A 26,576-nucleotide genomic window follows, 5' to 3' on the forward strand; every position below is an offset into this window, starting at 1 on the left:
AGATGTTGTTTGCTCAAGAGCCGCTTGCTTATCGTATGCGCCCGCGTACGATTGATGAAGTCATCGGACAAGACGATGTGATCGGTTCACATACAGCGCTATATCGAATGATTAAAAATGGTTATGTGCCATCGTTATTGCTTTACGGACCGCCTGGTGTCGGGAAAACATCGCTTGCTTATGCGATCGCTGGAACGGTACAACGTCCGTTTTATACGCTCAATGCGACGACGGCAGGAAAAAAAGAAATGGAAGAAATAGTGACGGATGCTCGCTTTGAAGGCAACGTTATTTTATTTATTGATGAAATTCATCGTTTCACAAAAGCGCAACAAGATTATTTATTACCACATGTCGAAAGTGGTTTGATTACTCTCATTGGTGCGACGACAGAAAATCCATTTCATTCGATTAATCCGGCTGTTCGCAGTCGCTTAGGACAAATAAAACAGTTGCAGCCATTAACAAAAGAGAAGACGCTCGCATTATTGCACCGCGCTTTAGCCGATCGTGAACGAGGATTAGGCGATTGGCATATTGACATTAGCGATGAGGCACTTTCGATCATTGCTGAAGGGGCAAACGGAGATGCTCGAGCGGCATTGACGATTTTAGAGGAAGTCGTATATGCAACGAAACAAAGGGATCAATATGCTGTTGTGGATGTGCAAGCTGTTTTGTCTTGTGTAGAAAACAAGTCGCTAACGTATGATAAACAAGGAGATACGTATTATTCTTTACTTTCCGCTTTTCAAAAAAGTATTCGCGGCAGTGACGTAGATGCTTCGCTTCACTATTTAGCAAGGCTTCTTGAAGGTGGCGATCTTACCGCTGTTTGTCGTCGCCTTGCAGTCATTGCTTATGAAGATATTGGATTAGCCAATCCACTAATCGGTGTGAAGGTGATGAGCGCGATCGAAGCCGCAGAGCGTCTCGGTATGCCAGAAGCACGCATTCCGCTTTCAGTCGTGACGATTGACATGTGTTTATCACCGAAATCAAATAGTGCATATAAAGCGATCGATCAAGCGCTCATAGATGTGCGAAACGGAAAAGGACAATCGATTCCGCTTCATTTGCAAGATGCTCACTATGCGGGGGCAAAACATCTTGGACGCGGAATAGGGTATAAATATCCACACGATTATCCATACGGTTGGGTGGCACAACAATACTTCCCTGACGATTTAATCGGAGTGCAATATTATCAACCGAAACAAAACGGCGAAGAAAAGCAACTCGCTTCCGTTTATGAGCGGCTAAGCGAACGAAAAAAGCAGTAACGTTCCTTTGTTTCGTATTTTTATGTTATAATGGCTTGTGTTTCTTTTGACAGTGAATGAGGGGATGATTCGTTTGAAAATATCTACAAAAGGTCGATACGGTTTAACGATTATGATTGAATTGGCGAAACGATATGGAGAGGGACCGATTTCATTAAAATCGATCGCTCAAACGAATAATTTGTCGGAGCATTATTTAGAACAACTCATTTCCCCATTGCGAAACGCTGGTTTAGTGAAAAGCGTTCGCGGAGCGTATGGCGGTTACATTTTAGCAGATGAACCATCAAAAATTACTGCGGGCGATGTTATTCGTGTGTTGGAAGGACCGCTTCAAGTCGTTGAAGAACTAGAAGATGAAGAACCAGCGAAACGTGAATTATGGATGCGCGTTCGCGATGCGGTAAAAGAAGTATTAGATAGCACGACGCTTGAAGACTTATTAAATCATACCGACGACCACGGTGATGCATATATGTTTTATATCTAGGAAAGGAGAATGTATTTGGAACGCATTTATTTAGACCACGCAGCGACGTCTCCTGTTCATCCGCAAGTTGTGGAGGCAATGGTACCGTACATGACAACATATTTTGGCAACCCATCAAGCATTCATTCATTTGGTCGTGAAACACGACGTGCCCTTGATGAAGCGAGAGAGACCATTGCTAAAACGATCGGGGCAAAAGCGAACGAAATCATTTTTACAAGCGGTGGAACAGAGGCGGATAATTTAGCGATCATTGGTGTAGCAATGGCGAATCGCGAGAGAGGACGACACATCATTACAACGTCTGTCGAACATCATGCCGTGTTAAATACGTGCAAATATTTACAAAAACAAGGATTTGAAGTGACATACTTACCTGTGGATGAGCATGGCATCATTTCTATTGAACAGCTAAAAAGCGCTTTGCGCGACGATACAGTTCTTGTCTCTATCATGTTTGGCAACAATGAAACAGGTGTGTTGCAACCAATTCATGATATTGTTCAATTGCTTCATGACCACGATGTGTATTTTCATACGGATGCAGTACAAGCGTATGGTCTCGTTCCGATCGATGTGCACGAACTCGGCATCGATTTACTTTCCGTATCAAGCCATAAAATTAACGGACCAAAAGGAGTCGGCTTTTTATACGTACGTGAAGGGGTTCGTCTGACGCCACACATATACGGCGGAGAACAAGAAAGAAAACGACGTGCAGGGACAGAAAACGTACCCGGTATTGTCGGATTGCAAAAAGCAGCTGAACTCGCACAACAAATGATGTCCGAAAAACGAGCGTTATATGAACAGTTTCAACGTATCATGTTGACGACATTTGAACGAGAAGGCATTCATTACGCGGTGAACGGTCATGAAACAAATCGTTTGCCACATGTATTAAATGTTGCGTTTTTCGGAACAAATGTAGAAGCATTGCTTGTCAATTTAGATTTAGCAGGCATTGCAGCGTCGAGCGGATCGGCATGTACGGCTGGTTCCATTGATCCGTCACATGTGTTAGTGGCGATGTACGGAAATGATTCCGAACGCATTCGTTCTTCTGTTCGTTTTAGCTTTGGATATGGCAATACGATCGAACAAGTCGAACGAGCAGCATATGACATTGCAAAAATTGTGAAACGGCTAACAAAAGCGTGAAAGTCCTGCGGTAATATGTCAAGGTGAAAAATCATCGAAATTGGAAATTCGATTGTCCGATGACCCGAAAAAAGGCAATACTTAAGAAGCCCAGTCTTGTCTTATGTCATTAACTGGGTTTTAATGCAAAATCAGTTAGATCGATACCCCTATCGATCTTCCCCCTTTCTTGGCGTGTAGATTTGACCGTTGCGTAGCAGCGCATCGATCACACGCACGAGTTTTCGAGCGGTGAGGACGAGGGCTCGTTTGTGTTGGTGCTTTGGTACTTCCTCATACTTCTTCCGGTAATAGGTGCGAAACGACGCATCATGCCGTTGTACCGAGTTGGCAGCCTCCACTAGGTAGTAACGGAGATAGCGATTGCCGGAACGAATGAGGGAAGTCTCCTCGGCTTGGAACCGACCGGACTGGTGCTTAGACCAAGTCAAACCTGCATACTTTGCTAAGGCGGCTTGGTTGTCAAAGCGCTCGATTTGTCCAATTTCGGCTAAGATGCCAGCGGCGTAGACCGGACCAATGCCGGGAATCGTTTGTAACGTATTTGGGATGCCTTCCAAATGGCGAGTAATCGCTTTATCTAGCTCTTTAATTTGCGCTTGAAGGCTACGGATGGATTGAATTGATAGCCCTAAAAGCAAGTCGATGGAATCCTCGACACATTTGGAAAGCCGATACGACGAACGAGCCGCCTTTTGAATGGACTTGGCGATGCATTCCGGATCGGCAAAGCGATTGCGTCCTTTTTGGCGCAAGAAGTCAGCGAGCTGTTGCACGTCCATCTGACTGATTTCGTCTAAGCTAAACGACTCGAGAAGAAGCTCTAAGATGGCATGTCCGAACACGGAGCTGTCCACCTCTTGGGTAAAGGAACTGCACTTGTAAAACAAGTGTTGGAGGAAGTACTGCTTTTCCCGAGTCAGCTGATGGACGAGATGATAGCGCATGCGCGTGAGCCGTTGAAGGGCGATAAACTGTTCTTGCATGACAGCTGTCACTTTCAAACGGCCAAAGCGAAGCCGATCGGCGATGATCCACGCATCGATGCCGTCCGTTTTATCCAAGTCAGTGTACGCTTCTTTAAATTTGCGAATGAGCTTTGGATTGATGGTAAACACCTTGACATTCCAAGACTTCAGCTCCTCCTGTTGGTGGAAAAACATCGCTGGATGCCAGCTGTAGACCGAAGTGGCTTCCATCCCGATGAGAATTTCGGATGGTTGGCGCTTGTTGGCCCACAGGAGGATTTGATCGCGAAGGAAGGTCGCGCCAAGGAGATGATTGTCCACCTTGAATTGGGCGCACGTGTTTCCTTCTTGATCCATGATACACGTGTATAAGTCCGTTGAGCTCACGTCAATCCCGACGTAGAGTTTCATGAGATCACCTCCAATCGTAGTAGGATCGTGGGGTTGGGACTCTTCGGGATGCCCCCGGACCGCGCCTGTTGACCAGTCACCCTCGCATATGAGAACTCACGTTGGGCCATGGGCTGCCTGGAAGCTGCTCCTTCCAGCATGGGAAACCAACGGGAACAGCCTGCGGGTTAGAAGTCCGAACAGGAGCCGGGGAGACAGACTTTCTAAGTAGTCAAAGCTACAGGAGAGAGAAGAGTGTCCCCGATGATCCTAAGACCATTATCCAAGAACATCGCGAAAAGTCCAACCCCGATGTAGTGCCATCCACGGGGGAGGGGCGCGCCCCTCCCCCGTGGGCAAATCACTTACACATATGCGATTGTCAAGGAGCATATCCAACTGGAAATTCGATTTAAAAATCTTTCTAAACATACTATACGAGGAGGGAAAACGATGGCAAGAGTAGTAGTAGGCATGTCCGGTGGAGTTGACTCATCGGTCGCAGCCTTATTATTAAAACAACAAGGGTACGATGTCATCGGCATTTTTATGAAAAACTGGGACGACACCGACGAAAACGGGGTATGTACCGCAACGGAAGATTACGAAGATGTCGTGCGTGTGTGCAACCAAATTGGTATTCCGTATTATGCGGTCAACTTCGAAAAGCAATATTGGGAAAAAGTATTTACGTACTTTTTAGACGAATATAAAGCAGGGCGTACGCCAAATCCAGATGTGATGTGCAATAAAGAAATTAAGTTTAAAGCATTTTTAGAACATGCGATGGCGCTTGGAGCGGACTATTTAGCGACAGGACATTATGCTCGCGTTGCCTATCGCGATGGAGAATACCAATTGTTGCGCGGGTTAGATGCAAATAAAGATCAAACGTATTTTTTAAATCAGCTCGGCCAAGCTCAATTATCGAAAGTGTTGTTTCCAATCGGCGAATTACAAAAGTCCAAAGTGCGTGAAATCGCCAAAGAAGCGGGACTTGCGACAGCAGGAAAAAAAGATAGCACCGGCATTTGTTTTATCGGAGAACGCAATTTTAAACAGTTTTTAAGCAATTATTTACCTGCACAGCCGGGCGAGATGCAAACGCTCGATGGAGAAGTAAAAGGTACGCACGATGGCTTAATGTACTATACGATCGGACAACGCCACGGACTTGGTATTGGTGGTAGCGGAGAGCCTTGGTTCGTTGTTGGGAAAAATTTAAAAGACAACATTTTATACGTTGCACAAGGATTTGATAACGAATTGCTTTATTCTGATGCAATTATTGCAACGAACGTCAATTGGGTCAGCGATCGAAAACCGAATGAACCGATTGCTTGTACAGCGAAATTCCGTTATCGTCAACCAGATGTACCGGTGACAGTAGAAATGATTGATGAAACGACGGCACGCGTATCATTTAGCCAACGCGTACGCGCAGTTACGCCGGGGCAAGCGGTCGTTTTCTACAACGGTGAACAATGTCTCGGTGGCGGAACGATCGATCAAGTCTTTCGCGATGGAGAAAAACTCACATACGTTGGCTAACCTTCAACTCAACAGACGAGTTGAAGGCTTTTTTGTTATAATATTGAATATGAGGTGATAGAGATGGATTACAACGCACAAGGCATTCAATATATGCAGCAAGGACAATATGAAGAAGCGGTTAAATGTTTTCATGAAGCGATTGAACGACAACCGAACGATCCTGTTGGTTACATTAATTTTGGAAACGTATTAGCAGCTGTCGGTGAAGAAGAAAAAGCGATTCGCTTTTTCCATAAAGCACTTGAACTTGATGAAAAAGCAGCGACCGCTTATTACGGACTCGGATCCATTTATTACAATCGCCAACAATTTGAACGAGCGAAAGAACAATTTGAACGGGCGATTCGAGTCGGATTAGCAGATGGAGATGTGTTTTTTATGCTTGGCATGTCGCTTATGTACTTAGAGCAACCACGTTTAGCGCTACCATATTTTCAGCGGGCAGTAGAATTAAACGAGCGCGATGTCGAAGCGACATTTCAGCTCGGGCTTTGTTTCGCGCAACTACAGTTCGTGGATGAGGCGATGACGTATTTTGAACGGACGATTCATTTAAACGAGCAACATGCGGATGCGTATTACAATTTAGGTGTCGCATATGCATACAAAGACGATCCGAAAACGGCATATGAGATGTTTGAAAAGGCGCTGGCTATTCAACCGGATCATTTGTTAGCAGGTCATGGGAAAAAGCTAATGGAACGCGCATTGCAATAACAAAGGGGGAGATGGCGTTGCAACAACAGTTAGATTTAGACGGACGATCGTTTATTAAAGGCGTCCATGTCGGTACCATTTTTCATAACGAAGACAATTTATATTCAGTTATTCGTGTACGCGTAGAAGAAACAAATGAAGCGCATATAGAAAAAGACGTTGTTGTGACAGGCTATTTCCCTTTGCTCGGTGAGTATGATACATATACGTTTTTCGGCACATTTAAAGAACATCCGCGCTTTGGAAAACAATATGTTGTTGATCATTTTCGAAAAGAGTTTCCTGAAACGAAAGAAGGAGTGATTCAATATTTATCGGGCGGCATGTTTAAAGGAATCGGAAAAAAAACAGCAGCCGCGATCGTAGAAACGTTAGGTGAGCGAGCGATTTCAAAAATATTAGAAGATCCCGATGTGCTTGCGAACGTACCGAAGCTAACAAAAGCAAAAGCAAAGCAGCTGTATGAGACGTTGCGCGAACATGAAGGATTAGAACAAATTATGATTGCTTTGTCGCAATTTGGCTTTGGACCTCAATTATCGATGAAAATTTATCAAGTGTACAAAGATGAAACGTTACAAATCATTCGCACAAATCCATATCAACTTGTCGAAGACGTTGAAGGAATTGGATTTGGTCGCGCTGATGATCTCGGCTTGCAGCTCGGTATTTCGGGCAATCATCCGGATCGCATTCGGGCAGGTTGTTTATACGTCATAGAGCAACATTGCATGCAAGAAGGGCATGTGTATATGACGTATGAACAACTCCTTACAGAAGTGAAACAATTGTTAGAGGCGAAACGGCAAGAAGTCGTTGAAGTTGCTTGCATTTCCCGTGAAATGATCCATTTATCTGAAGAAGGGAAGTTAATTGTGGAAGAAGATCGTTTTTACATCCCTTCCTTGTATTTTGCGGAAAAAGGTATCGTGTCAAACGTGAAGCGGCTGCTTGAGCAAAAGGGCATGACTACGTTTTCTGAAGCCGAATTTTTACTAGCGCTCGGTGAATGGGAAGAAGAAGCAAACATTCAATATTCGCAAAAACAAAAAGAGGCGATTCAACAAGCCCTTTGTTCCCCGTTGTTCATTTTAACAGGCGGACCAGGGACAGGAAAAACGACGGTCATTAATGGTATTGTTCATTTGTTCGCTAAATTGCACGGGCTATCGCTTGATCCGACGAGCTATGATACGGACGAGTCGTTTCCGATTTTACTTGCTGCTCCAACCGGCCGTGCAGCGAAGCGCATGACGGAATCGACAGGTTTGCCGGCGATGACGATTCATCGTTTGCTCGGCTGGAGTGGTGACGGGTTTCAACGTGGGGAAGACGAACCGATTAACGGAAAGTTGTTAATTGTCGATGAAATGTCCATGGTCGATACGTGGCTAGCGAATCAGTTATTAAAGTCTGTTCCATCATCCATGCAAGTCATTTTCGTTGGCGATGAAGACCAATTACCGTCCGTCGGACCAGGACAAGTGCTGAAAGACTTGCTTCGCGCAAACGTCATTCCGACCGTTCGCTTGACAGACATTTATCGCCAGGCAGAAGGTTCGTCGATCATTTCCCTTGCCCATGCGATTAAAGATGGAAACATTCCTCACGATTTGACGTTTCCACAAAAAGACCGTTCATTTATTCGTTGCACGGGCGGACAAGTCGTTGACGTCGTAAAAAAAGTAGCTGAAAACGCAAAACAAAAAGGATATCGCGCAAAAGACGTTCAAGTGCTCGCACCGATGTATCGCGGTCATGCAGGAATTGATCGATTAAACGAAACGTTGCAACAGCTATTTAATCCAAAACATGATCATAAACGAGAGCTTACGTTTGGTGATGTTGTTTATCGCGTAGGCGATAAAGTGTTGCAGCTAGTCAATCAGCCGGATGAAAATGTGTTTAATGGCGATATCGGTGAGATCGTTGCGATTTTCTATGCCAACGAAAACGTAGAAAAACAAGATCTCGTTGTCGTTTCGTTTGATGGAAACGAAGTGACATACCCAAAACAAGAATTGAATCAAATTACGCACGCCTACTGTTGTTCGATTCATAAATCGCAAGGAAGCGAATTTCCGATCGTCATTTTGCCTGTTGTAAAAAGTTATTATCGCATGTTAAGGCGCAATTTATTGTACACAGCCATTACGCGCAGTAAACGATATTTAATTTTGTGCGGTGAAGAAGAAGCGTTCCAGCTTGGGGTCATGCGAACAGATGACGGAACGAGACAAACGACATTGTACGAAAAATTAACAAATACTATTTCGCCTGAGCAACAGCTGCTTCCGATGGAAGATGCAAACATCGGAATGGAAGGTGTTACCCCGTATGACTTTATGGAAAATGACGTAACATAATGACGGACACACATATTGGCACGCTCCTTCTTTCCGTGACGTATGTTTACGTAAAAAAATGACAAAGATAGAAGAAAAAATAAAGAGGAGTGTGTCCTTTATGTTAAAGTGTCCGAATTGTCAAAGTAAAGATTTGGGTAAAATCGGCGTTAATCAGTATTATTGCTGGAATTGCTTTATTGAGCTAACCGTCCAAAAAGGAATGATTTATACGCATCAGGTAGAAGAAGACGGAACGCTTAGCTCGCTCGACGATTTGTTTAGCGAACAGGAACGAACTTTGTTTTCGTAATGAAAGGAGAATGACGATGAATCGAACAATCGCTTCTTTAATTGCGATCGGTGCAGGAGTAGCAGCATACCAATTAGCGCAACGAAACGGCGGCATGAACATGCGCAATGTGCGAAAAGTCGGCAAACAAATGTTGCGCCCATTTATGTAACGAAAAAACGGCAATCTCATTTGAGGTTGCCGTTTGTTTGTATAACATCCCCTTTATATTCTAACACTATAACAAGGAGGGATGGTCTTGGAGCATTCACATCTGCATTTTTTCGTTCGTTTAACGAAGTTGCTATTCATTTTAGTTTGCTTATATTTTATTGTAAAGCTTCAGTCGGTATGGCTGCCGTTTTTACATGTATTTATTAAAATTATGACCCCTTTTCTCATCGCCGCATTCATTACATACTTATTGCATCCTGTTGTTGAATACGTTCATAAGCGAGGTATGCCGAGAGCGCTTGCCATTCTTGCCATTTATGCATTATTTTTTGGCGGAATCGGTTTTGCTGTTTACAAAGGGGCACCGTTGTTTATTGCTCAGCTAGAAGATTTAAATAAAAGCTTACCGATATTTGTTCGTACGTATGAACAATGGACGAATTATATTCATGAAGAAACGGCCACATGGCCTTATGATGTCCATCAACGCATTGAGGCGATGATGACAGAAGCGGAGTCATTTATTAGCGAGGCGGTTACAGGTGCGATTATTGGAGTGAAACAACTCATTAATCGAATCATCATCTTTTTTATTATTCCTTTCATTGCGTTTTACATGTTAAAAGATGTGGAGCTTATTAAAAAAGCAGCATGGGAATGGACTCCGAAAAAATGGCGCCATAAAGGTATGCAATTTTTACGCGACGTTGATCAAACGCTCGGTGGATATATTCGTGGACAATTGTTCGTCTGTTTTTTGATCGGAACGGCTGCTGCGCTTTCGTTTTGGCTTATTGATATGAAATATCCCCTCTTGCTTGGCATGATCGTCGGGGTTACAAATGTCATCCCGTATTTCGGACCAATTATTGGCGCCATTCCAGCGGCGATTATTGCTGCAACCGTATCAGTAAACAAATTGCTTCTTACTGTTGGAATCGTCTTTTTATTGCAGTTTATTGAAGGAAACATTTTATCCCCGCTTATTGTAGGGAAAAGCTTACATTTACATCCGCTTATTATTATGTTTTCCCTATTTGTTGGTGGAGAAATCGGTGGCATCATTGGTTTAATTGTTGCTGTTCCGATCGTTGCGATTGCTAAAGCGACATTTGTACACATTCGCTCGTTGAAAACAAATTGACAAAAAAAAGGGGCTTGTCTATAATTTTCACAAGAGTGATACATACAAAAACGATGACGGATCGAGTATGTTACAGCCCATCTTAAAGCGCTTTCGGCGCACAGAGAGGAATTTCCGTGGCTGAAAGAAATTCCAGATGAAGAGTAACAGAACGCTAATCCTGAGTGCAGGAAAACCCTGCCGACGAAGCCACGTTACGGCGGTTGAGGTGATGGACGTTTTGTCCATAAACAGGGTGGTACCGCGAGCAAGCTCTCGTCCCTGAGCAGGGATGGGAGTTTTTATATTTTTATAAGGGAGGAAGGAAACGTGAAGAAGCTAACATCTGCTCAAGTTCGTCAAATGTTTTTAGACTTTTTTAAAGAAAAAGGTCACGCTGTTGAGCCGAGCGCATCGCTTATTCCGATTGACGATCCGTCATTGTTATGGATCAATAGCGGTGTCGCAACGTTAAAAAAATATTTTGATGGCCGCGTCATTCCAGACAATCCGCGCATTTGTAATGCGCAAAAATCAATTCGTACAAACGACATTGAAAACGTCGGAAAAACGGCGCGCCACCATACGTTTTTTGAAATGCTCGGAAACTTCTCGATCGGCGACTATTTTAAACGAGAAGCGATTCATTGGGCATGGGAGTTTTTAACGAGCGAAAAATGGATCGGTTTTGATCCGAACCGTCTTTCTGTGACAATTCATCCAGAAGATGAAGAAGCGTTTGACATTTGGCATAACGAAATTGGATTGCCAGAAGAACGCATTATTCGATTGGAAGGGAACTTCTGGGATATCGGGGAAGGTCCGAGCGGTCCGAACACAGAAATTTTCTACGACCGCGGGGAACAATTTGGCAACGACCCGAACGATCCAGAATTATATCCGGGTGGAGAAAACGAACGTTATTTAGAAGTATGGAACCTCGTCTTTTCGCAATTTAACCATAACCCTGACGGTACATATACACCGCTTCCGAAGAAAAACATTGATACGGGCATGGGATTAGAGCGGATGTGCTCGATTTTACAAGACGTTCCGACAAACTTTGATACTGATTTATTTATGCCAATCATTCGTGCAACTGAACAAATTTCAGGGGAAACATATCGCACGGATGCCGAAAAAGACGTGGCATTTAAAGTCATTGCCGACCATATTCGTACGGTCACGTTTGCCATTGGCGACGGGGCGCTGCCATCGAACGAAGGACGCGGTTATGTGTTGCGTCGTTTATTGCGCCGTGCCGTTCGCTATGCGAAACAATTAAACATTCAACGTCCATTTATGTATGAGCTCGTTCCGGTTGTCGGTGAAATTATGGTCGACTATTATCCGGAAGTGAAAGAAAAAGCATCGTTCATTCAAAAAGTAATTAAAAATGAAGAAGAGCGCTTCCATGAAACGTTAAATGAAGGACTTGCAATTTTAGCAAGCGTCATCGAAAAAGAAAAACAACGTGGTAGCGATACAATTAATGGTGAAGATGTATTCCGTTTGTACGACACATACGGCTTCCCTGTGGAATTAACGGAAGAGTATGCGGAAGAAGAAGGAATGAAAGTCGACCACGACGGTTTTGAACGTGAAATGGAGCGCCAGCGCGAACGGGCACGTGCTGCACGTCAAGATGTTGATTCGATGCAAGTCCAAGGCGGTGTATTAGGCGACATTAAAGTAGAAAGCACGTTTGTCGGTTATGACCAGCTTTCTGTTTCTTCTGTTGTCGAAGTAATCGTAAAAGACGGACAACTTGTCAACGAGGTAAGCGAAGGACAAGAAGCGCAATTGATTTTACGTGAAACGCCGTTTTATGCAGAAAGCGGTGGACAAATTGCTGACCGCGGTTGGATTGAAGGAGAGACAGGAAAAGCGTACGTAAAAGACGTACAAAAAGCGCCAAACGGCCAACATTTACATCATATTGTCGTTGAACATGGCACCATTCAAACGAACGGCACATATATCGCACATGTCGACGAAGCAGCGCGCGTCGATATTGTGAAAAACCATACAGCGACGCATTTGTTGCATCAAGCGTTAAAAGATGTGCTTGGTGTGCATGTGAACCAAGCTGGTTCGCTTGTTGCTCCTGATCGTTTACGCTTTGACTTTACGCATTTCGGTCAAGTAAAGCAAGAAGAGCTCGAGCAAATTGAAGCGATCGTTAACGAGCAAATTTGGCGCAATCTCCCTGTTGCGATTGAATATAAACCGCTTGATGAAGCAAAAGCGATGGGAGCGATGGCGCTATTTGGTGAAAAATATGGTGACATCGTGCGCGTCGTGCAAGTAGGCGATTACAGCCTAGAGCTTTGTGGTGGTTGCCATGTGAAAAATACAGCCGAAATCGGTTTGTTTAAAATTGTTTCTGAATCGGGCATTGGGGCAGGCACACGTCGGATTGAAGCAGTTACAGGAAAAGCTGCGTATCGTTTAATGAATGATCAAATTGCATTATTAAAAGAAGTAGCGGAAAAATTAAAAACGAATCCGAAAGATGTGTTAACGCGCATCGATACACTCATGAACGATATGCGCGAATTGCAACGTGAAAATGAATCGCTTTCTGCGCGTTTAAGCCATATGGAAGCAGAAAATTTAGTGAACCAAGTAAAAGAAGTAAACGGTGTTCCACTTGTCACAAGTAAAGTGAACAACGCCGATATGAACAGCTTACGTGCAATGGTCGACGATTTAAAACAAAAATTAGGTTCAGCGATCATTGTGCTTGCTTCTGTACAACAAAATAAAGTAAACTTAATTGCTGGTGTCACAAACGACTTAATCGACCGCGGTTATCACGCTGGAAAACTCATTAAAGAAGTGGCGACGCGTTGCGGCGGCGGCGGCGGTGGCCGAGCGGATATGGCACAAGCAGGCGGAAAAGATGCGAATAAAGTAGATGAAGCACTTAAATTTGTCGAACAGTGGGTAAAATCTGTTTAATAAACGGTGGAAATCGTGTACAATGGATGTAAGGATGGATATGCCAGATTTCGTGGAACGTGAGAGTGGGGTGCAAAAGAACGGTGAGTTCGTTTGATAACACAATGCAATTTAACTTTCCGGAAGAACCGATGGACGTCGATGTTCGGGAAGTGTTGCTTACCGTATACGACGCATTGCAGGAAAAAGGGTATAACCCAATTAACCAAATTGTCGGCTACTTATTGTCTGGTGATCCAGCTTACATCCCTCGCCATAAAGATGCCAGAAACTTGATTCGCAAAGTCGATCGCGACGAATTAATTGAAGAATTAGTGAAATTCTATTTACGAACACATCGTGAGGAATAGACAGATGCGTATTTTAGGATTAGACTTTGGAACGAAAACGCTCGGCGTTGCCGTAAGCGACGAGTTAGGATGGACGGCTCAAGGCATCGAGACGATTCGTATCGATGAAGAAAACGGTGAATATGGCTTTGACCGTTTGCGGCAATTGATTGAGCAATATGCGGTCGAAGAAATCGTCATCGGGTTTCCGAAAAATATGAACGGCACCATCGGACCGCGCGGCGAGGCGACACAACGCTTTGCCGAACAAGTGAAACAAACGTTTTCACTTCCTGTCGTCTTGTGGGATGAAAGACTGTCCACCATGGCGGCAGAACGAATGTTAATCGCTGCGGACGTTAGTCGAAAAAAACGTAAAAAAGTGATTGACAAAATGGCTGCGGTGATGATTTTACAATCTTATTTGGACCATAAACAATTGAGGTGAACATGATGGAACACGGTGAAAAACACATTACAGTCGTTGACGAAGACGGCAACGAACAACTTTGCGAAGTACTATTTACATTTGAATCTGAAGAATTCGGAAAATCTTACGTTTTGTACTACCCAATCGGTGCAGAAGAAGATGACAACGAAGAAATTGAAATTCACGCATCTTCTTTTATCCCAGGAGAAGATGGGCAGGCAGGAGAATTGCAGCCGATCGAAACAGAAGAAGAATGGGATATGATCGAAGAAATGCTAAACACATTTCTCGGTGAAGAGGAAGAAGACGAAGAATAAGAGGCTGACTATGCGTCAGCTTCTTTTTTTTTATTTATGTCGTGTCGGTGTTTGTAGTATAATGTGAAAAGTGAGGGAGGATGACGTATGTTACAAGAACATGAAGCGAAGACGGTGCGAAAAATTGTCCTATACATTACAGCACCTTTGTTATTGTTGATAATTGCCGCATGCATTGGCTTGTTTGTATATATTCGTTCCGCATTGCAGCCTGTGGATCCGAATGATAGAACGCCGATTCAAGTAGACATTCCGATCGGCTCATCCATATATACGATTGCCAACATATTAGAAAAAAACGGCATAGTGAAAGATGCAACGATTTTTCGCTACTATGTAAAATTTAAAAACCACGCCGATTTTCAAGCGGGTAATTATACATTTACAAAAGCAATGACGTTAGCACAAATTGCTGAACAACTAAAAACAGGAAAAGTCGTGAAAGAAGCGAAGCTAAAAATAACGGTTCCAGAAGGAAAACAACTGACACAAATTGCGACGATCATTTCACAAAAAACGGGCTATTCGACCGAAGAGATTATGGCGAAACTAACAAATCGTTCATATATCGAGGAGTTAGTGGAAAAATATCCTTCTGTTTTGACGTCCGACATTTTCAATAAAAACATTCGTTACGCATTAGAAGGATATTTATTCCCAGCGACATATTCGTTTACAGAAGAAAAACCTTCGCTTGAAGAAATGATTGAAACCATGGTTGCGAAAACGGAAGAAGTATTAGCAAAATATACAGAAGACATGGAAACGCGTGGCTTGACCGTCCATCAATTGCTAACGATGGCGTCACTTATTGAAGAAGAAGCAACGGAAAAAGCGGATCGCGAAAAAATCGCAAGCGTGTTTTACAATCGATTAGAAAAAGGTATGCCATTACAAACAGACCCGACTGTTTTATATGCGCTCGGACAGCATAAATCGCGTGTATACTACAAAGACTTAGAAGTAAACTCGCCTTACAATACGTATATGCATAAAGGACTTCCGCCAGGACCGATTGCAAACGCAGGCGAAGCATCGATTCAAGCGGCTCTTCATCCAGCGGAGACGGACTATTTTTACTTTTTAGCGACGCCAGCGGGAGATGTCATTTTTACAAAAACACTTGACGAACATAATCGCGAAAAGGCAAAATATATCGGAAAGCAATAAAACGTTCGCTTTTTGTTTTGATTTATGGTAGTATATATAAAGTTATGGATCGTGATGAAACAAGAGTTCAATTCGTTTGAACTCTTGTTTTTGCGAGGAGGACAGTTCGTTGGTAAATGAGGAAATGATTCATTATTTAGAACGATTACTACCAAAAAAAGAAGAAGCGATCGTAGCGATGGAACAATATGCACATGAACATCATGTGCCGATTATGGATGCGCTCGGCATCGAAACGATGTTGCACATTTTAAAACTTGTTCAACCGACGCGCATTTTAGAAATTGGCACCGCGATCGGATACTCCGCCATACGCATGGCAAAAGCGTTGCCAAATGCGCACATTGTTACGATTGAACGAGATGAAATGCGCTATAAACAAGCGCTTGTTTATGCAGAACAAACGAATACAAAAGCACAAATGACGTTATTGTTTGGCGATGCGCTTCATATAAGCGATGAAGTAAAAAAACATGCTCCGTTTGATGTATTGTTTATTGACGCGGCAAAAGGACAATATCGCCGCTTTTTTGAGTTGTACGAGCCGCTATTAAGCGAGCGAGGAATTATTATAACGGATAACGTACTATTCAAAGGGCTTGTAGCAACAAACGAACCGATTGAACAAAAACGCATTCGTCAGCTTATCAAAAAAATTCAAGCATATAACGAATGGCTGATGGCGCATCCACGCTATGAGACAGTCATCATTCCGATCGGTGACGGAATGGCGATATCGAGAAAACGAGGTCAACAACCCAATGACTAAAGTCATGGGCTTGTAAGCCCCATGTTGACCAGACCAAGGCTTGAAACAGAGCCTACGTTATAGATGTCATGACACGTTCGGGTGCTTCTCCAGCCCGTTCCTCTGTCGTGCAAGGTTAAACAAGCGTGGTGGGTAGCGCTAGTGTCTTGCACATAACAAGCATCTATAACATGGTCGAGGAGAATATGACCTGCTTTATGCAGAGGAAAGGGGAGAACCCTATGGTTTTTGTGTTAGACACAAACAAACGTCCGCTTGCTCCTTGTCACGAAGCAGTTGCAAGAAAGCTGTTGAAACAAGGGAAGGCGGCGATTTACAGGCGATTTCCATTTACCATCATCTTGAAAAAATCAGTAGACGAATCAGAAATTAAAGCAACATATCGGCTAAAAATCGACTATGGAAGCAGGCATACAGGATTAGCGATTTTGCGAGGACAAGAAGTGGTATGGTTAGGGCAACTTGACCATCGCACAGACATCAAGGAAAGAATAGATAAAAGGCGTGCTTTTCGTCGAGCAAGACGAAATCGAAAAACAAGATACAGAAAACCACGCTTTCTGAACCGCAAGCGAAAGGAGGGGTGGTTGCCGTCATCACTAGAGAGTCGTGTGCAAAATATCCAAACATGGGTTAACCGCCTAAAGAAGTTATGCCCCATTGGGTATATATCATACGAAAATGCCAAATTCGACACGCAACTCATGCGAAATCCTGAAATCAATGGTGTAGAGTATCAACAAGGCACGCTACAAGGATATGAAGTACGGGAGTATTTGCTTGAAAAGTTTGGGCGGAAGTGTTGTTATTGCGGAAAAGAAAATGTTCCACTTGAAGTGGAGCATATCATTCCAAAATCGAGAGGTGGAACAGACCGAGTGGATAACCTATGTCTTGCCTGTCATGACTGTAATCAGCGCAAAGGAAGTAAGACAGCAGAAGAATTCGGGTATCCGCACATTCAAAAGCAAGTCAAAGAATCATTAAAGGATGCAAGTGCTATCAACTCGACAAGATGGAAAGCGTATGAAGTGTTAAAGCAGACAGGATTAGATGTCGAGTGTGGAACAGGTGCACGAACAAAAATGAATCGTATTCGTTTAGACTTGCCGAAAACACACTATTTTGACGCTTGTTGTGTAGGCGAAAGCACAACAAATCACTTATATTTCAAAACAAAAGAAGTGTTATTTATCAAGGCAAAAGGGCGTGGTAGTCGCTCTCGTACAAACCTAGATAGATATGGCTTCCCAAGAGGTTATCTTGCAAGACAAAAATTCTTCTTTGGTTTTCAAACAGGGGACATGGTTAAGGCTGTTGTCCCAAGAGGGAAATATCAAGGCGTTTGGTTTGGCGAAGTCGCATGTAGAAAGACTGGAAGTTTCGATATTAAAGGCAAGGACGGAAAGCGTATCGCACAAGGAATAAATTATAGATATGTCCAAGTCATTCAGCGATTTGACGGATATGCTTATGGAAAGGGGGTGGCGGAACTTGCGTAAGGTGCAATTCCTCCCCGTGCCTAAAGGCAGGGGCTTCCTTGCGTAAGTTTCGTGAATAGAATGAAAAAACCAGAATTGCTTGTTACGCCAACGAGCGTGGCGCATATTGAACAACTCGCACAAGCAGGAGCGAATGCTGTCATCATCGGTGAACAACGGTACGGCTTGCGTTTAGCAGGTGAGTTTTCACGTCAAGATGTGATCGATGCGATGCACGTGGCACGAAAGCACGGTGTACGTGTGTATGTCGCAATGAACGCACTTTTTCATAATGACAAAGTTGATGAACTGAGCGACTATGTCCGCTTTTTAGCAGAGCAACAAGTCGATGCGATCGTGTTTGGCGACCCAGCTGTCTTAATGACAGTACGGGAAGTCGCACCGCATATGAAACTTCATTGGAATACAGAAACGACAGCGACAAACTGGTACGCTTGCAACTATTGGGGACGAAAAGGGGCAAAACGTGCCGTTCTTGCCCGCGAGTTGAATATGGAAGAAATCATTGATATTAAAAATCATGCGGAAGTGGAAATTGAAGTGCAAGTACATGGAATGACATGCATGTTCCAATCGAAACGTTCTCTCATCGGTAACTATTTCGAATATCAAGGCAAGTTTATGGAAATTCAACAAATGAAATACGCAAAAGGGCTCTTTTTGTACGACAAAGAACGCGACAACAAATACCCGATTTTCGAAGATGAAAACGGTACGCACATTATGAGCCCTAATGATATTTGCATTATTGATGAACTTGAAGACATGATTGACGCCAAAATCGATAGCTTTAAAATTGACGGCGTCCTTCATGAGCCAGATTATATTACAGAAGTAACGAAATTATATCGCCGCGCCATTGATTTATGTGCAGAAAATCGCGAGCAATACGAAGAGGAAAAAGGTGAACTGCTTGCGCGCATTGAAGCGATTCAGCCGACACATCGCCCGTTAGACACCGGCTTTTTCTTTAAAGAAACGGTATATTAAACGAAAAGGAGGGAGCCTTCATGAGCATATCACAAATTATCAATGGCAAGCGCGTCATTGTGAAAAAACCAGAGTTGCTTGCTCCTGCTGGCAACTTAGAGAAGTTGAAAGTGGCTGTTCATTATGGAGCAGACGCTGTCTTTATCGGCGGACAAGAATACGGTCTTCGTTCAAATGCCGACAACTTTACGCTTGAAGAAATGGCGGAAGGTGTGCAATTTGCGAAAAAATATGGCGCAAAAATTTACGTGACGACAAACATTTACGCACATAACGAAAACATTCCGGGGCTTGAAGATTATTTGCGCGGTTTAGAGCGTGTTGGTGTGCATGGTATTATCGTCGCTGATCCGCTCATTATTGAAACCGCACGTCGCGTTGCACCAAAATTAGAAGTACATTTAAGTACGCAACAGTCGCTTACAAACTGGAAAGCGGTGCAATTTTGGAAAGAAGAAGGGCTTGAGCGTGTTGTTTTAGCACGCGAAACGAGTGCGGAAGAAATTCGCGAAATAAAAGAAAAAGTCGATATTGAAATCGAAACATTTATTCACGGTGCAATGTGTATTGCGTATTCCGGACGTTGCGTACTAAGCAACCATATGACTGCGCGCGATTCGAACCGTGGGGGCTGTTGTCAGTCGTGCCGCTGGGATTACGATTTGTACAAGCTTGAAGGCGATCAAGCGGTCGCCTTATTTGACAAAGAAGACGATCCGTTTGCGATGAGCCCGAAAGATTTAAACTTAATTCAATCGATTCCAAAAATGATTGAGCTCGGTATTGATAGTTTAAAAATCGAAGGACGCATGAAGTCCATTCACTACGTCGCAACCGTCGTTAGCGTGTATCGCAAAGTCATTGATGCGTACTGCGCTGACCCTGACAATTTCGTCATTCGTAAAGAGTGGCTAGATGAGCTTGATAAATGTGCAAATCGTGACACTGCGCCAGCCTTTTTTGAAGGTGTTCCAGGCTATAAAGAGCAAATGTTTGGCGTTCACAGCAAAAAAACGACGTACGATTTCGTCGGACTTGTGCTTGACTATGACAAAGAAACGGGCATCGTGACGTTGCAACAACGCAACTTCTTTAAGCCGGGCGATGAAGTGGAATTTTTCGGACCTGAAATTGAAAACTTTACACAAGTCATTGAAACGATTTGGGATGAGGAAGGAAATGAGCTTGATGCTGCTCGTCATCCGCTCCAAATTGTTCGTTTTAAAGTCGATCGCGAAGTTTTCCCATACAACATGATGAGAAAGGGGCACTAACATGAGGAAGAAACCGGTTGTCATCGGGGTCGCTGGAGGCTCCGGTTCGGGGAAAACGACCGTTACGAAAGCCATTTATGAACATTTTCAAGGACATTCCATTTTAATGCTCGAACAAGACTATTATTATAAAGATCAAAGCCACTTGCCGTTTGAAGAGCGCTTAAAAACGAATTACGACCATCCGCTTGCTTTTGACAATGATTTGCTTATTGAACATATTCATAAATTGTTGAATTATGAGCCGATTGATAAACCTGTATACGACTATACGCTTCATACGCGTTCAAACGACGTTATTCGCGTCGAACCGAAAGATGTCATCATTTTAGAAGGTATTCTTGTGTTAGAAGACGAACGATTGCGCAACTTAATGGATATTAAAGTGTACGTCGATACCGATGCTGACATTCGTATCATTCGCCGCTTATTGCGCGACATTAAAGAACGCGGTCGTACGCTTGAGTCGGTCATTGAACAATATGTAAACGTCGTGCGCCCGATGCACAATCAATTTATTGAACCGACGAAACGATATGCTGATATTATTATCCCAGAAGGCGGACATAACCATGTCGCTATCGATTTAATGGTTACAAAAATTCAAACGATTCTTGAACAAAAGTCTATTTTGTAATACCATAGCATAGATAATATGTAAACTTTTTGTCTTTTGTACGAACTGCTCGTTCGTACATTTTCCATACATAAATAAAAAGGAGTGAATGACATGTCAATGGAAAAGGAATACCCAATGACGAAAGCGGGGAAGGAGAAACTCGAGCAAGAACTTGAATATTTAAAAACGGTGAAACGAAAAGAAGTCGTTGAGCGCATTCAAATTGCGCGCAGCTTCGGGGATTTATCGGAGAACTCGGAGTACGATGCGGCAAAAGATGAGCAAGCGTTCGTGGAGTCACGCATTCAAATGCTTGAAAATATGATTCGCAATGCGAAAATTATCGAAGAAGATTTAGAAACGACAGACATCGTATCGCTTGGAAGAACAGTCACATTTGTCGAACTTCCAGATGGCGAGGAAGAATCGTATACGATCGTCGGTAGTGCAGAAGCTGATCCGTTCGAAGGGAAAATTTCAAACGACTCCCCAATTGCCAAATCGCTCATCGGTCGTCGCGTTGGTGAAGAAGTAACTGTTCATACACCTGGCGGCGACATGGTTGTCAAAATCGTTGCAGTCAAATAGGTTTTAAAATACATCACCTCGTCGACAATGAAGACGAGGTGTTTTTTATGGTAAAAAAACGAATGGTCATCATATTAATAATGATTCAACTAGCCATATTCGGTTTGATCGGTCGACTCGTTCAATTACAACTTGTGAGCACCGAATCGTTTCATGGGATCAATTTAATTGAGGAAAGCGTCGCTCAGCGAACGGAACAACTCGTCATCGATGATGGTCGCGGTGTGTTTGTTGATCGAAACGGCCAGCCGCTCACATATGAATACGTTCCAACGCTCGTTTTATTTCCGTTTTTAAAGAAAATGGATTGGCCAATCGATCAAATTGCTGCGATCGTTTCCGTGTCAAAAGAAACAATTAAACGACAGCTAGAAGAGGCGAAAGGTCCGATCATTTTACATGATGGTCAACAGCCGATTCAACTACAACCGTGGCAAATGGAACGAATCAATGCACTGCATATTCCAGGCGTCATTGCCGTTCATAAACAGTACGAACTCAAACAAAAATATGCGCAACATGTCATCGGTTTACTTGGAGAAAATGAAAAATTGCTGAAAGAACGGTACGGGGATAAAACATTATCACCAAAAACAAAAATTGGTGTATCTGGGTTACAAAGTTCTTTTGATGAATTTCTCATTCCAGATGGGGAAACAAAGCTATTGTATCATGTTGATGCGCGCGGTGAACCGCTGTTCGGTATGGATGTGAAATATACAGAGCAGGCGAATCCGTTTTATCCAATTACGGTACAAACGACGATTGATCGTACTCTGCAACAACGTGTTGAGCAAATCGTTGCACAACATGGCATGGAAAAAGGAGCGGTCGTTTTGCTCGATGTTCGAACGAATGATGTTGTTGCGTTAGCGAGCGCTCCCGCCATTGATGAACGAGATCCGTACAAAGATGGAGCGATGGAAAATAAGGCGCTTCTTCCGCAAGTGCCGGGATCTGTTTTTAAAATTGTCGTTGCAGCCGCAGCGTTTGAAAACGGGCTTGTTCACGGACAGACGTTTAACTGTGATCGTAAAATTAACGGTGAACAAGAAGAGAAAAAGAAAGGGATGCGCTCGTTTGAAGATAGCTTTGCGATTAGTTGCAATCGAACGTTTGGAGAGCTAGGAAAACAGCTCATTGCGATAGACGAAAATATGTTTGACGTATATGCTCGAAAGCTCGGTTTGCTTCCGCGCGTCGGTTGGGAAGGGGATGTGTATCATTTTTCATCATTTCGCCCGCTTCGTGAAGAGAAAAAAGGGAACATTTGGACAGATGAACGGGATAAAAAAATTCCTCTTGCCGTTGCCCAAACGTCCATTGGGCAAAAAGATGTGCGCCTCTCACCGCTTGCGGTGGCGAATATGATGGCAACGATTGCTCGCGGTGGTGAGGCAAAACAAGTGCGCATCACTAAGAAAATGATGTATAAAAATGGAACGACATTTTTCACATTTGATGAGAAGCGGTTAACGATGGATTCATTGCAGAAAGAGACGATCGACAAACTACAAGAGCTATTACAACTCGTTGTGACGCATCCGGAAGGGACTGGGCATTCGTTTCAATCATTGCCATATGCCGTAGCAGGAAAATCAGGAACAGCAGAAACAGGGAAAGGAGAACTCGTAAATAAATGGTTTGCGGGTTATTTCCCAGCCGATCGTCCCAAATATGCACTCGTTGTGGTACAATTAGAAACAACGTCATCTGCCTCAGCCACAAACGCTATTTTTGCCGATATCGTTCGCGCAACATATGAGTTAGAACAGAAAGGAAGGTATGAAGAGTGAGCAGCCGTTTTGCGAAACGTTCAAAACAAAGAAAAGTAAACCGCATATTGAATACGTTAATTACCCTTGTATTTGCGCTTATTTTATTTTTCGGATGGAAATGGTTGTTCGCCAACGACCGACCGACAAAAGAAACGAATGCTTCGCCACAATCGGTTGAAGTGGAGACAAATGAGCCGCCAAACGATGAGCAACCATCCGAAACGGAAACAGAAACAAATGAGCAACAATCGAACGACACCGTTGAAGAGACGGTTGTCGATGATCCAAACTCAAACGTTATTCGTGAAACTGTGAACCCGTCATGGCAACCGATCGGCACAACACAATCAGAGCCACACGTGACAACATACGAGAAAAACTCTGTTGATTGGAAAGAAATGATTGATGCGATTAGCTATGCGACAGGCATTTCATCTTCTGATCTGATCGTTTGGTTTATCGGAAATGGCGGCAGCCCGAATCACGCCGTTGCTACCGTTTCCAAAAAAGATAAAACAGAACATTATAAAGTGTTTATCGAATGGGTGACAAATGAAGGGTGGAAGCCAACAAAAGTACAGCAATTAAAAGAAATAGAGCGCCGTCCGTGACGCTCTATTTTTTTGCTTTAAAATGCACCATCGCACTATAAAGACGTTGCCCGTTTTCGAGCAGTTGCATTTGATAGGAAACATGATGTACTTCAAGCATAATCGCTTTGTTATGGTGAACCTCCCACGGCTAAAGTCGCGGGCTTCTCACTTCGCAGTGAGAATTTCCTGCTTCATCGTCCTCGCAACCTACTAACTCCACAGGCGTATGATTCCGACAGTTCCTGCCGTACGATATTTATGCAAATAAACCTAATTCTTTTAAGCCTTGTTGTAGTATATTTTTTGCAGCGTTCTCATCTCTCTGATGAATCGTGCCACAATGATCGCAAACCCATTCTCTTATGGATAATAACTTTACTTTTTTGTTTACACACCCACACGCTGAACAAGTTTGCGATGATGCAAACCATCTGTTTATTTTATGATATGTTCTACCATACCACATCGACTTATATTCTATCTGTCTGCAAAATTCACCCCATGCTACATCCGATATTCTTTTAGCGAGACGTGAATTTTTTATCATGTTTTTCACAGCTAAATCTTCGCTAATGATTACTTGGTTTTCGTAAACAATTTTCGAAGATAGCTTGTGTTGAAAATCTTTTCTAGTATTACTTATTTTTTCGTTTACTTTCGCTATTTTAATTCTTTGCTTGTTCCAATTTTTACTTCCTTTTTTCTTTCTTGCAAGTTGTCTTTGCAGCTTTGCCAATTTCTTTTCATACTTTGATATTGCTTTAGGGTCTTTTATGTGGTTGTTGTGATTGTCTATTAGAAATTCTTTTAGCCCCAAATCAAAAGCATACACATGATTGTTTTTTGGTAATTGTTCTATTCCAGTATCAACTAATATGGATATAAAATACTTTCCACTCGGCACTTGAGAAATAGTGGCAGACTTTATTTGTCCATCAAACTTTCTATGCAACTTACATCTTACCCATTTAAGTTTTGGAAGTTTGATTTTGTTGTTATCAAAATCAACCTCTATATTGTTATTAGTGAAATTAGTCGTATAGCTGTATTTGTGCGATTTTTTTGTTTTAAATTTGGGAAAGTCAGACTGTTTTTTAAAAAAATTATGAAAAGCACTATCCAGATGATAAATCGCATTAGTTAAGGCAAATTTATCTACTTCTTTCAGCCATACAAATTCGCTTTTTAACTCCCTATTACAATGATTATTACAATCTGTTTTAGACATTTGTTTCTTTTTTGTTTCATACAATTCTATCTTTTTAGCGAGATAATAATTATATACAAATCTTACACAACCAAATGTTTTAGCTAATTGTATTTTTTGTTCTTCATTAGGATATAAGCGATATTTGTATGCCCTTAACATAGATAAACTCACCTACCTTTCCTTTTGGGAGTGAATATAATTTCTTATTTGTTCTTCTATATTTTCACTAACTATTGCGACAAAATAAGATGGATTCCAAAGATGTCCTCCCCAAAGTTGTTTCTTTAACTCTGGGTATTGTTTAAATAACAACCTCGCACTTACACCTTTTAATGCCTTAATCATATCTGGTATATAATGCTGCGGACTACATTCTATGAGTAAGTGTATGTGGTCTAAATCTCCGTTGATTTCTTGTATCACAAACCCATTTTCTGCGGCAATCTTGTGCAATATTTCCACCAAACGCTGTTCTATTTTGTCAGTTAATATTTTGCGTCTATATTTCACACACCATACGATATGATATTGAATAGAATAGACATAACCTCGTCCGTAGTGTATTTTTGCCATATATTATCACCTAATTGTAGGGTAACATGTGTATGAGTGAAAATCAAGATTTTATCTGGTTTTATAGCCACATTATAAATAACATATGCTAGCGTCCTTACTCATGACTAAAGTCACGAGAATGCGGACGCTGCCTCTTTCAAAACATTCTACTTTATCTTGGATTAAATCAAACGTAATCATCGTCCTCCTCCTCTCTACACGTAGTTTAACACATTTCCATTGAACATCTAAAAAAAATGTGATAGATTGAGAACAGCAGTACATTTAATTCATACTATACTTATAGGAATTATATATTTTAAATGGAGTGTGACATCATGGGACGTGAGTTTTTAGACATCTTTGAAACGTGGGCACAGTCGTACGATTCGTCAGTATACGGGCACGATGAGCAATATCGTGACGTATTTGACGGATATGAGACGATTTTAAATACAGTCGTTGAAAAAAGCGGCAACGTCGTGTTAGAGTTCGGCGTTGGCACAGGAAATTTAACGAAAAAATTGATTGAAGCGAACAAGACGGTATATGGCATTGAGCCGTCTGCACCGATGCGTGAGCTCGCCAAAGAAAAACTCGGTCATGTGTCAATTGAAGACGGAGACTTTTTACAGTTTCCTTTGCCAAATGAACCGATCGATACGATTGTAAGCACATATGCATTTCACCATTTAACAGATCAAGAAAAAGAAGAAGCGATCGGCAAATATAGCGCACTTCTTCGTAAAGGTGGTAAAATAGTGTTTGCTGATACAGCGTTTATTGACCATGAGGCGTATGAGGCGATGATTGCAGAAGCGAAACAAAAAGGATTCGTCGCTTTAGCGGAAGACTTACAGCGCGAATATTATACGACGATTCCAGCCCTTGACCGCATGTTTACTACACACGGTTTTACGGTCACATTTACGCCGATGAATCGCTTCGTTTGGTTGATGGAGGCTGTCAAACAATAAGTGAAAGAGGTTGA

At 42.6% G+C, this 26,576-nt stretch carries 26 protein-coding genes and 1 pseudogene; 23 read left to right on the forward strand and 4 right to left on the reverse strand.

From position 1 onward, the window contains the following. Positions 1-2: 2 nt before the first annotated feature. The 3 genes from NSQ23_RS04610 (at position 3) to NSQ23_RS04620 (ending at position 2,934) form a co-directional block, all read left to right on the forward strand. The gene (locus NSQ23_RS04610) at positions 3-1,283 is read left to right on the forward strand and encodes a replication-associated recombination protein A (protein ID WP_339173341.1); all 1,281 of its coding nucleotides are present in this window, start codon (positions 3-5) and stop codon (positions 1,281-1,283) included. A gap of 73 nt (positions 1,284-1,356) precedes the next feature. After that, positions 1,357-1,773, forward strand: coding sequence for an Rrf2 family transcriptional regulator (locus NSQ23_RS04615; protein ID WP_004889303.1), 417 nt, complete (start codon positions 1,357-1,359; stop codon positions 1,771-1,773). Positions 1,774-1,788: 15 nt separating this feature from the next. Next, entirely contained in the window at positions 1,789-2,934 is a 1,146-nt protein-coding gene (locus NSQ23_RS04620; RefSeq protein ID WP_339173342.1) for a cysteine desulfurase family protein, read from the forward strand. A gap of 149 nt (positions 2,935-3,083) precedes the next feature. Here the strand turns inward: NSQ23_RS04620 and NSQ23_RS04625 are convergent, their stop codons facing one another. Then, positions 3,084-4,313 (reverse strand): IS110 family transposase, encoded by a 1,230-nt coding sequence (locus tag NSQ23_RS04625; RefSeq protein WP_339170721.1) that lies wholly within the window; start codon positions 4,311-4,313, stop codon positions 3,084-3,086. Between the two features lie 432 nt (positions 4,314-4,745). Here NSQ23_RS04625 and mnmA point away from each other — a divergent pair, with 432 nt between their 5' ends. From mnmA to NSQ23_RS04720, 19 genes are all read left to right on the forward strand, one after another. Then, on the forward strand, positions 4,746-5,843 hold the full coding sequence (gene mnmA, locus NSQ23_RS04630; RefSeq protein ID WP_339173343.1) for a tRNA 2-thiouridine(34) synthase MnmA: 1,098 nt from the start codon (positions 4,746-4,748) through the stop codon (positions 5,841-5,843). Between the two features lie 63 nt (positions 5,844-5,906). Next, positions 5,907-6,563 (forward strand): tetratricopeptide repeat protein, encoded by a 657-nt coding sequence (locus NSQ23_RS04635; protein ID WP_339173345.1) that lies wholly within the window; start codon positions 5,907-5,909, stop codon positions 6,561-6,563. Positions 6,564-6,574: 11 nt separating this feature from the next. Next, the gene (locus NSQ23_RS04640; RefSeq protein WP_339173348.1) at positions 6,575-8,929 is read left to right on the forward strand and encodes an ATP-dependent RecD-like DNA helicase; all 2,355 of its coding nucleotides are present in this window, start codon (positions 6,575-6,577) and stop codon (positions 8,927-8,929) included. Between the two features lie 100 nt (positions 8,930-9,029). After that, positions 9,030-9,221 (forward strand): hypothetical protein, encoded by a 192-nt coding sequence (locus NSQ23_RS04645; protein ID WP_021093919.1) that lies wholly within the window; start codon positions 9,030-9,032, stop codon positions 9,219-9,221. 10 nt (positions 9,222-9,231) lie between these two features. Continuing rightward, complete coding sequence (locus NSQ23_RS04650; protein ID WP_006320530.1) at positions 9,232-9,372, forward strand: YrzQ family protein; 141 nt, start codon at positions 9,232-9,234, stop codon at positions 9,370-9,372. Positions 9,373-9,459: 87 nt separating this feature from the next. Continuing rightward, a complete protein-coding gene (locus NSQ23_RS04655; protein WP_006320531.1) occupies positions 9,460-10,518 on the forward strand; it encodes an AI-2E family transporter in 1,059 nt (352 codons plus the stop codon). Positions 10,519-10,827: 309 nt separating this feature from the next. Further along, positions 10,828-13,461 carry an alanine--tRNA ligase gene (gene alaS / locus NSQ23_RS04660; RefSeq protein WP_339173355.1) on the forward strand — a complete coding sequence of 878 codons (2,634 nt, stop codon included), beginning with the start codon at positions 10,828-10,830 and terminating at the stop codon, positions 13,459-13,461. Between the two features lie 83 nt (positions 13,462-13,544). Then, complete coding sequence (locus NSQ23_RS04665) at positions 13,545-13,811, forward strand: IreB family regulatory phosphoprotein (protein ID WP_004889315.1); 267 nt, start codon at positions 13,545-13,547, stop codon at positions 13,809-13,811. A gap of 4 nt (positions 13,812-13,815) precedes the next feature. Beyond that, complete coding sequence (gene ruvX / locus NSQ23_RS04670; protein ID WP_004889317.1) at positions 13,816-14,238, forward strand: Holliday junction resolvase RuvX; 423 nt, start codon at positions 13,816-13,818, stop codon at positions 14,236-14,238. A 5-nt stretch (positions 14,239-14,243) separates the two neighbouring features. Further along, entirely contained in the window at positions 14,244-14,537 is a 294-nt protein-coding gene (locus NSQ23_RS04675; protein WP_004889318.1) for a DUF1292 domain-containing protein, read from the forward strand. An 87-nt stretch (positions 14,538-14,624) separates the two neighbouring features. Further along, complete coding sequence (gene mltG, locus NSQ23_RS04680) at positions 14,625-15,707, forward strand: endolytic transglycosylase MltG (RefSeq protein WP_004889320.1); 1,083 nt, start codon at positions 14,625-14,627, stop codon at positions 15,705-15,707. Between the two features lie 109 nt (positions 15,708-15,816). Further along, the gene (locus NSQ23_RS04685; protein ID WP_088223713.1) at positions 15,817-16,476 is read left to right on the forward strand and encodes an O-methyltransferase; all 660 of its coding nucleotides are present in this window, start codon (positions 15,817-15,819) and stop codon (positions 16,474-16,476) included. Between the two features lie 221 nt (positions 16,477-16,697). Further along, positions 16,698-17,978: an RNA-guided endonuclease IscB gene (iscB, locus tag NSQ23_RS04690; RefSeq protein ID WP_006321416.1), complete on the forward strand. Its 1,281-nt coding sequence runs from the start codon at positions 16,698-16,700 to the stop codon at positions 17,976-17,978. A gap of 60 nt (positions 17,979-18,038) precedes the next feature. Further along, entirely contained in the window at positions 18,039-18,968 is a 930-nt protein-coding gene (locus tag NSQ23_RS04695) for a peptidase U32 family protein (RefSeq protein WP_339173363.1), read from the forward strand. A gap of 20 nt (positions 18,969-18,988) precedes the next feature. Continuing rightward, positions 18,989-20,242 carry a U32 family peptidase gene (locus NSQ23_RS04700; RefSeq protein ID WP_339173366.1) on the forward strand — a complete coding sequence of 418 codons (1,254 nt, stop codon included), beginning with the start codon at positions 18,989-18,991 and terminating at the stop codon, positions 20,240-20,242. Position 20,243: 1 nt separating this feature from the next. Then, positions 20,244-20,879 (forward strand): uridine kinase, encoded by a 636-nt coding sequence (gene udk, locus NSQ23_RS04705; RefSeq protein WP_339173367.1) that lies wholly within the window; start codon positions 20,244-20,246, stop codon positions 20,877-20,879. Between the two features lie 93 nt (positions 20,880-20,972). Continuing rightward, positions 20,973-21,449, forward strand: a complete 477-nt coding sequence (gene greA, locus NSQ23_RS04710; protein ID WP_339173369.1) for a transcription elongation factor GreA — start codon at positions 20,973-20,975, stop codon at positions 21,447-21,449. A 47-nt stretch (positions 21,450-21,496) separates the two neighbouring features. Beyond that, positions 21,497-23,245 (forward strand): penicillin-binding protein 2, encoded by a 1,749-nt coding sequence (locus NSQ23_RS04715; protein WP_339173371.1) that lies wholly within the window; start codon positions 21,497-21,499, stop codon positions 23,243-23,245. Next, complete coding sequence (locus tag NSQ23_RS04720) at positions 23,242-23,838, forward strand: YrrS family protein (RefSeq protein ID WP_339173374.1); 597 nt, start codon at positions 23,242-23,244, stop codon at positions 23,836-23,838. The genes NSQ23_RS04715 and NSQ23_RS04720 overlap by 4 nt, the downstream gene beginning before the upstream one ends. Before the next feature lie 4 nt (positions 23,839-23,842). On the opposite strand, the pseudogene NSQ23_RS04725 reads toward NSQ23_RS04720, so the two are convergent. From NSQ23_RS04725 to tnpA, 3 genes and pseudogenes are all read right to left on the reverse strand, one after another. Continuing rightward, positions 23,843-23,962, reverse strand: a pseudogene (locus NSQ23_RS04725) (DUF2536 family protein); the annotation flags it as partial. A 114-nt stretch (positions 23,963-24,076) separates the two neighbouring features. Further along, positions 24,077-25,189 (reverse strand): IS200/IS605 family element RNA-guided endonuclease TnpB, encoded by a 1,113-nt coding sequence (tnpB, locus tag NSQ23_RS04730; RefSeq protein WP_339173376.1) that lies wholly within the window; start codon positions 25,187-25,189, stop codon positions 24,077-24,079. Between the two features lie 12 nt (positions 25,190-25,201). Then, the gene (tnpA, locus tag NSQ23_RS04735) at positions 25,202-25,603 is read right to left on the reverse strand and encodes an IS200/IS605 family transposase (RefSeq protein ID WP_339173377.1); all 402 of its coding nucleotides are present in this window, start codon (positions 25,601-25,603) and stop codon (positions 25,202-25,204) included. Between the two features lie 320 nt (positions 25,604-25,923). Here tnpA and NSQ23_RS04740 point away from each other — a divergent pair, with 320 nt between their 5' ends. Beyond that, positions 25,924-26,562 carry a class I SAM-dependent methyltransferase gene (locus NSQ23_RS04740; protein ID WP_091704350.1) on the forward strand — a complete coding sequence of 213 codons (639 nt, stop codon included), beginning with the start codon at positions 25,924-25,926 and terminating at the stop codon, positions 26,560-26,562. Positions 26,563-26,576: the final 14 nt, after the last annotated feature.

It is taken from the genome of Anoxybacillus sp. FSL W8-1294, assembly GCF_037965005.1.
GTDB classification, from domain to species: domain Bacteria; phylum Bacillota; class Bacilli; order Bacillales; family Anoxybacillaceae; genus Anoxybacillus; species Anoxybacillus flavithermus_G.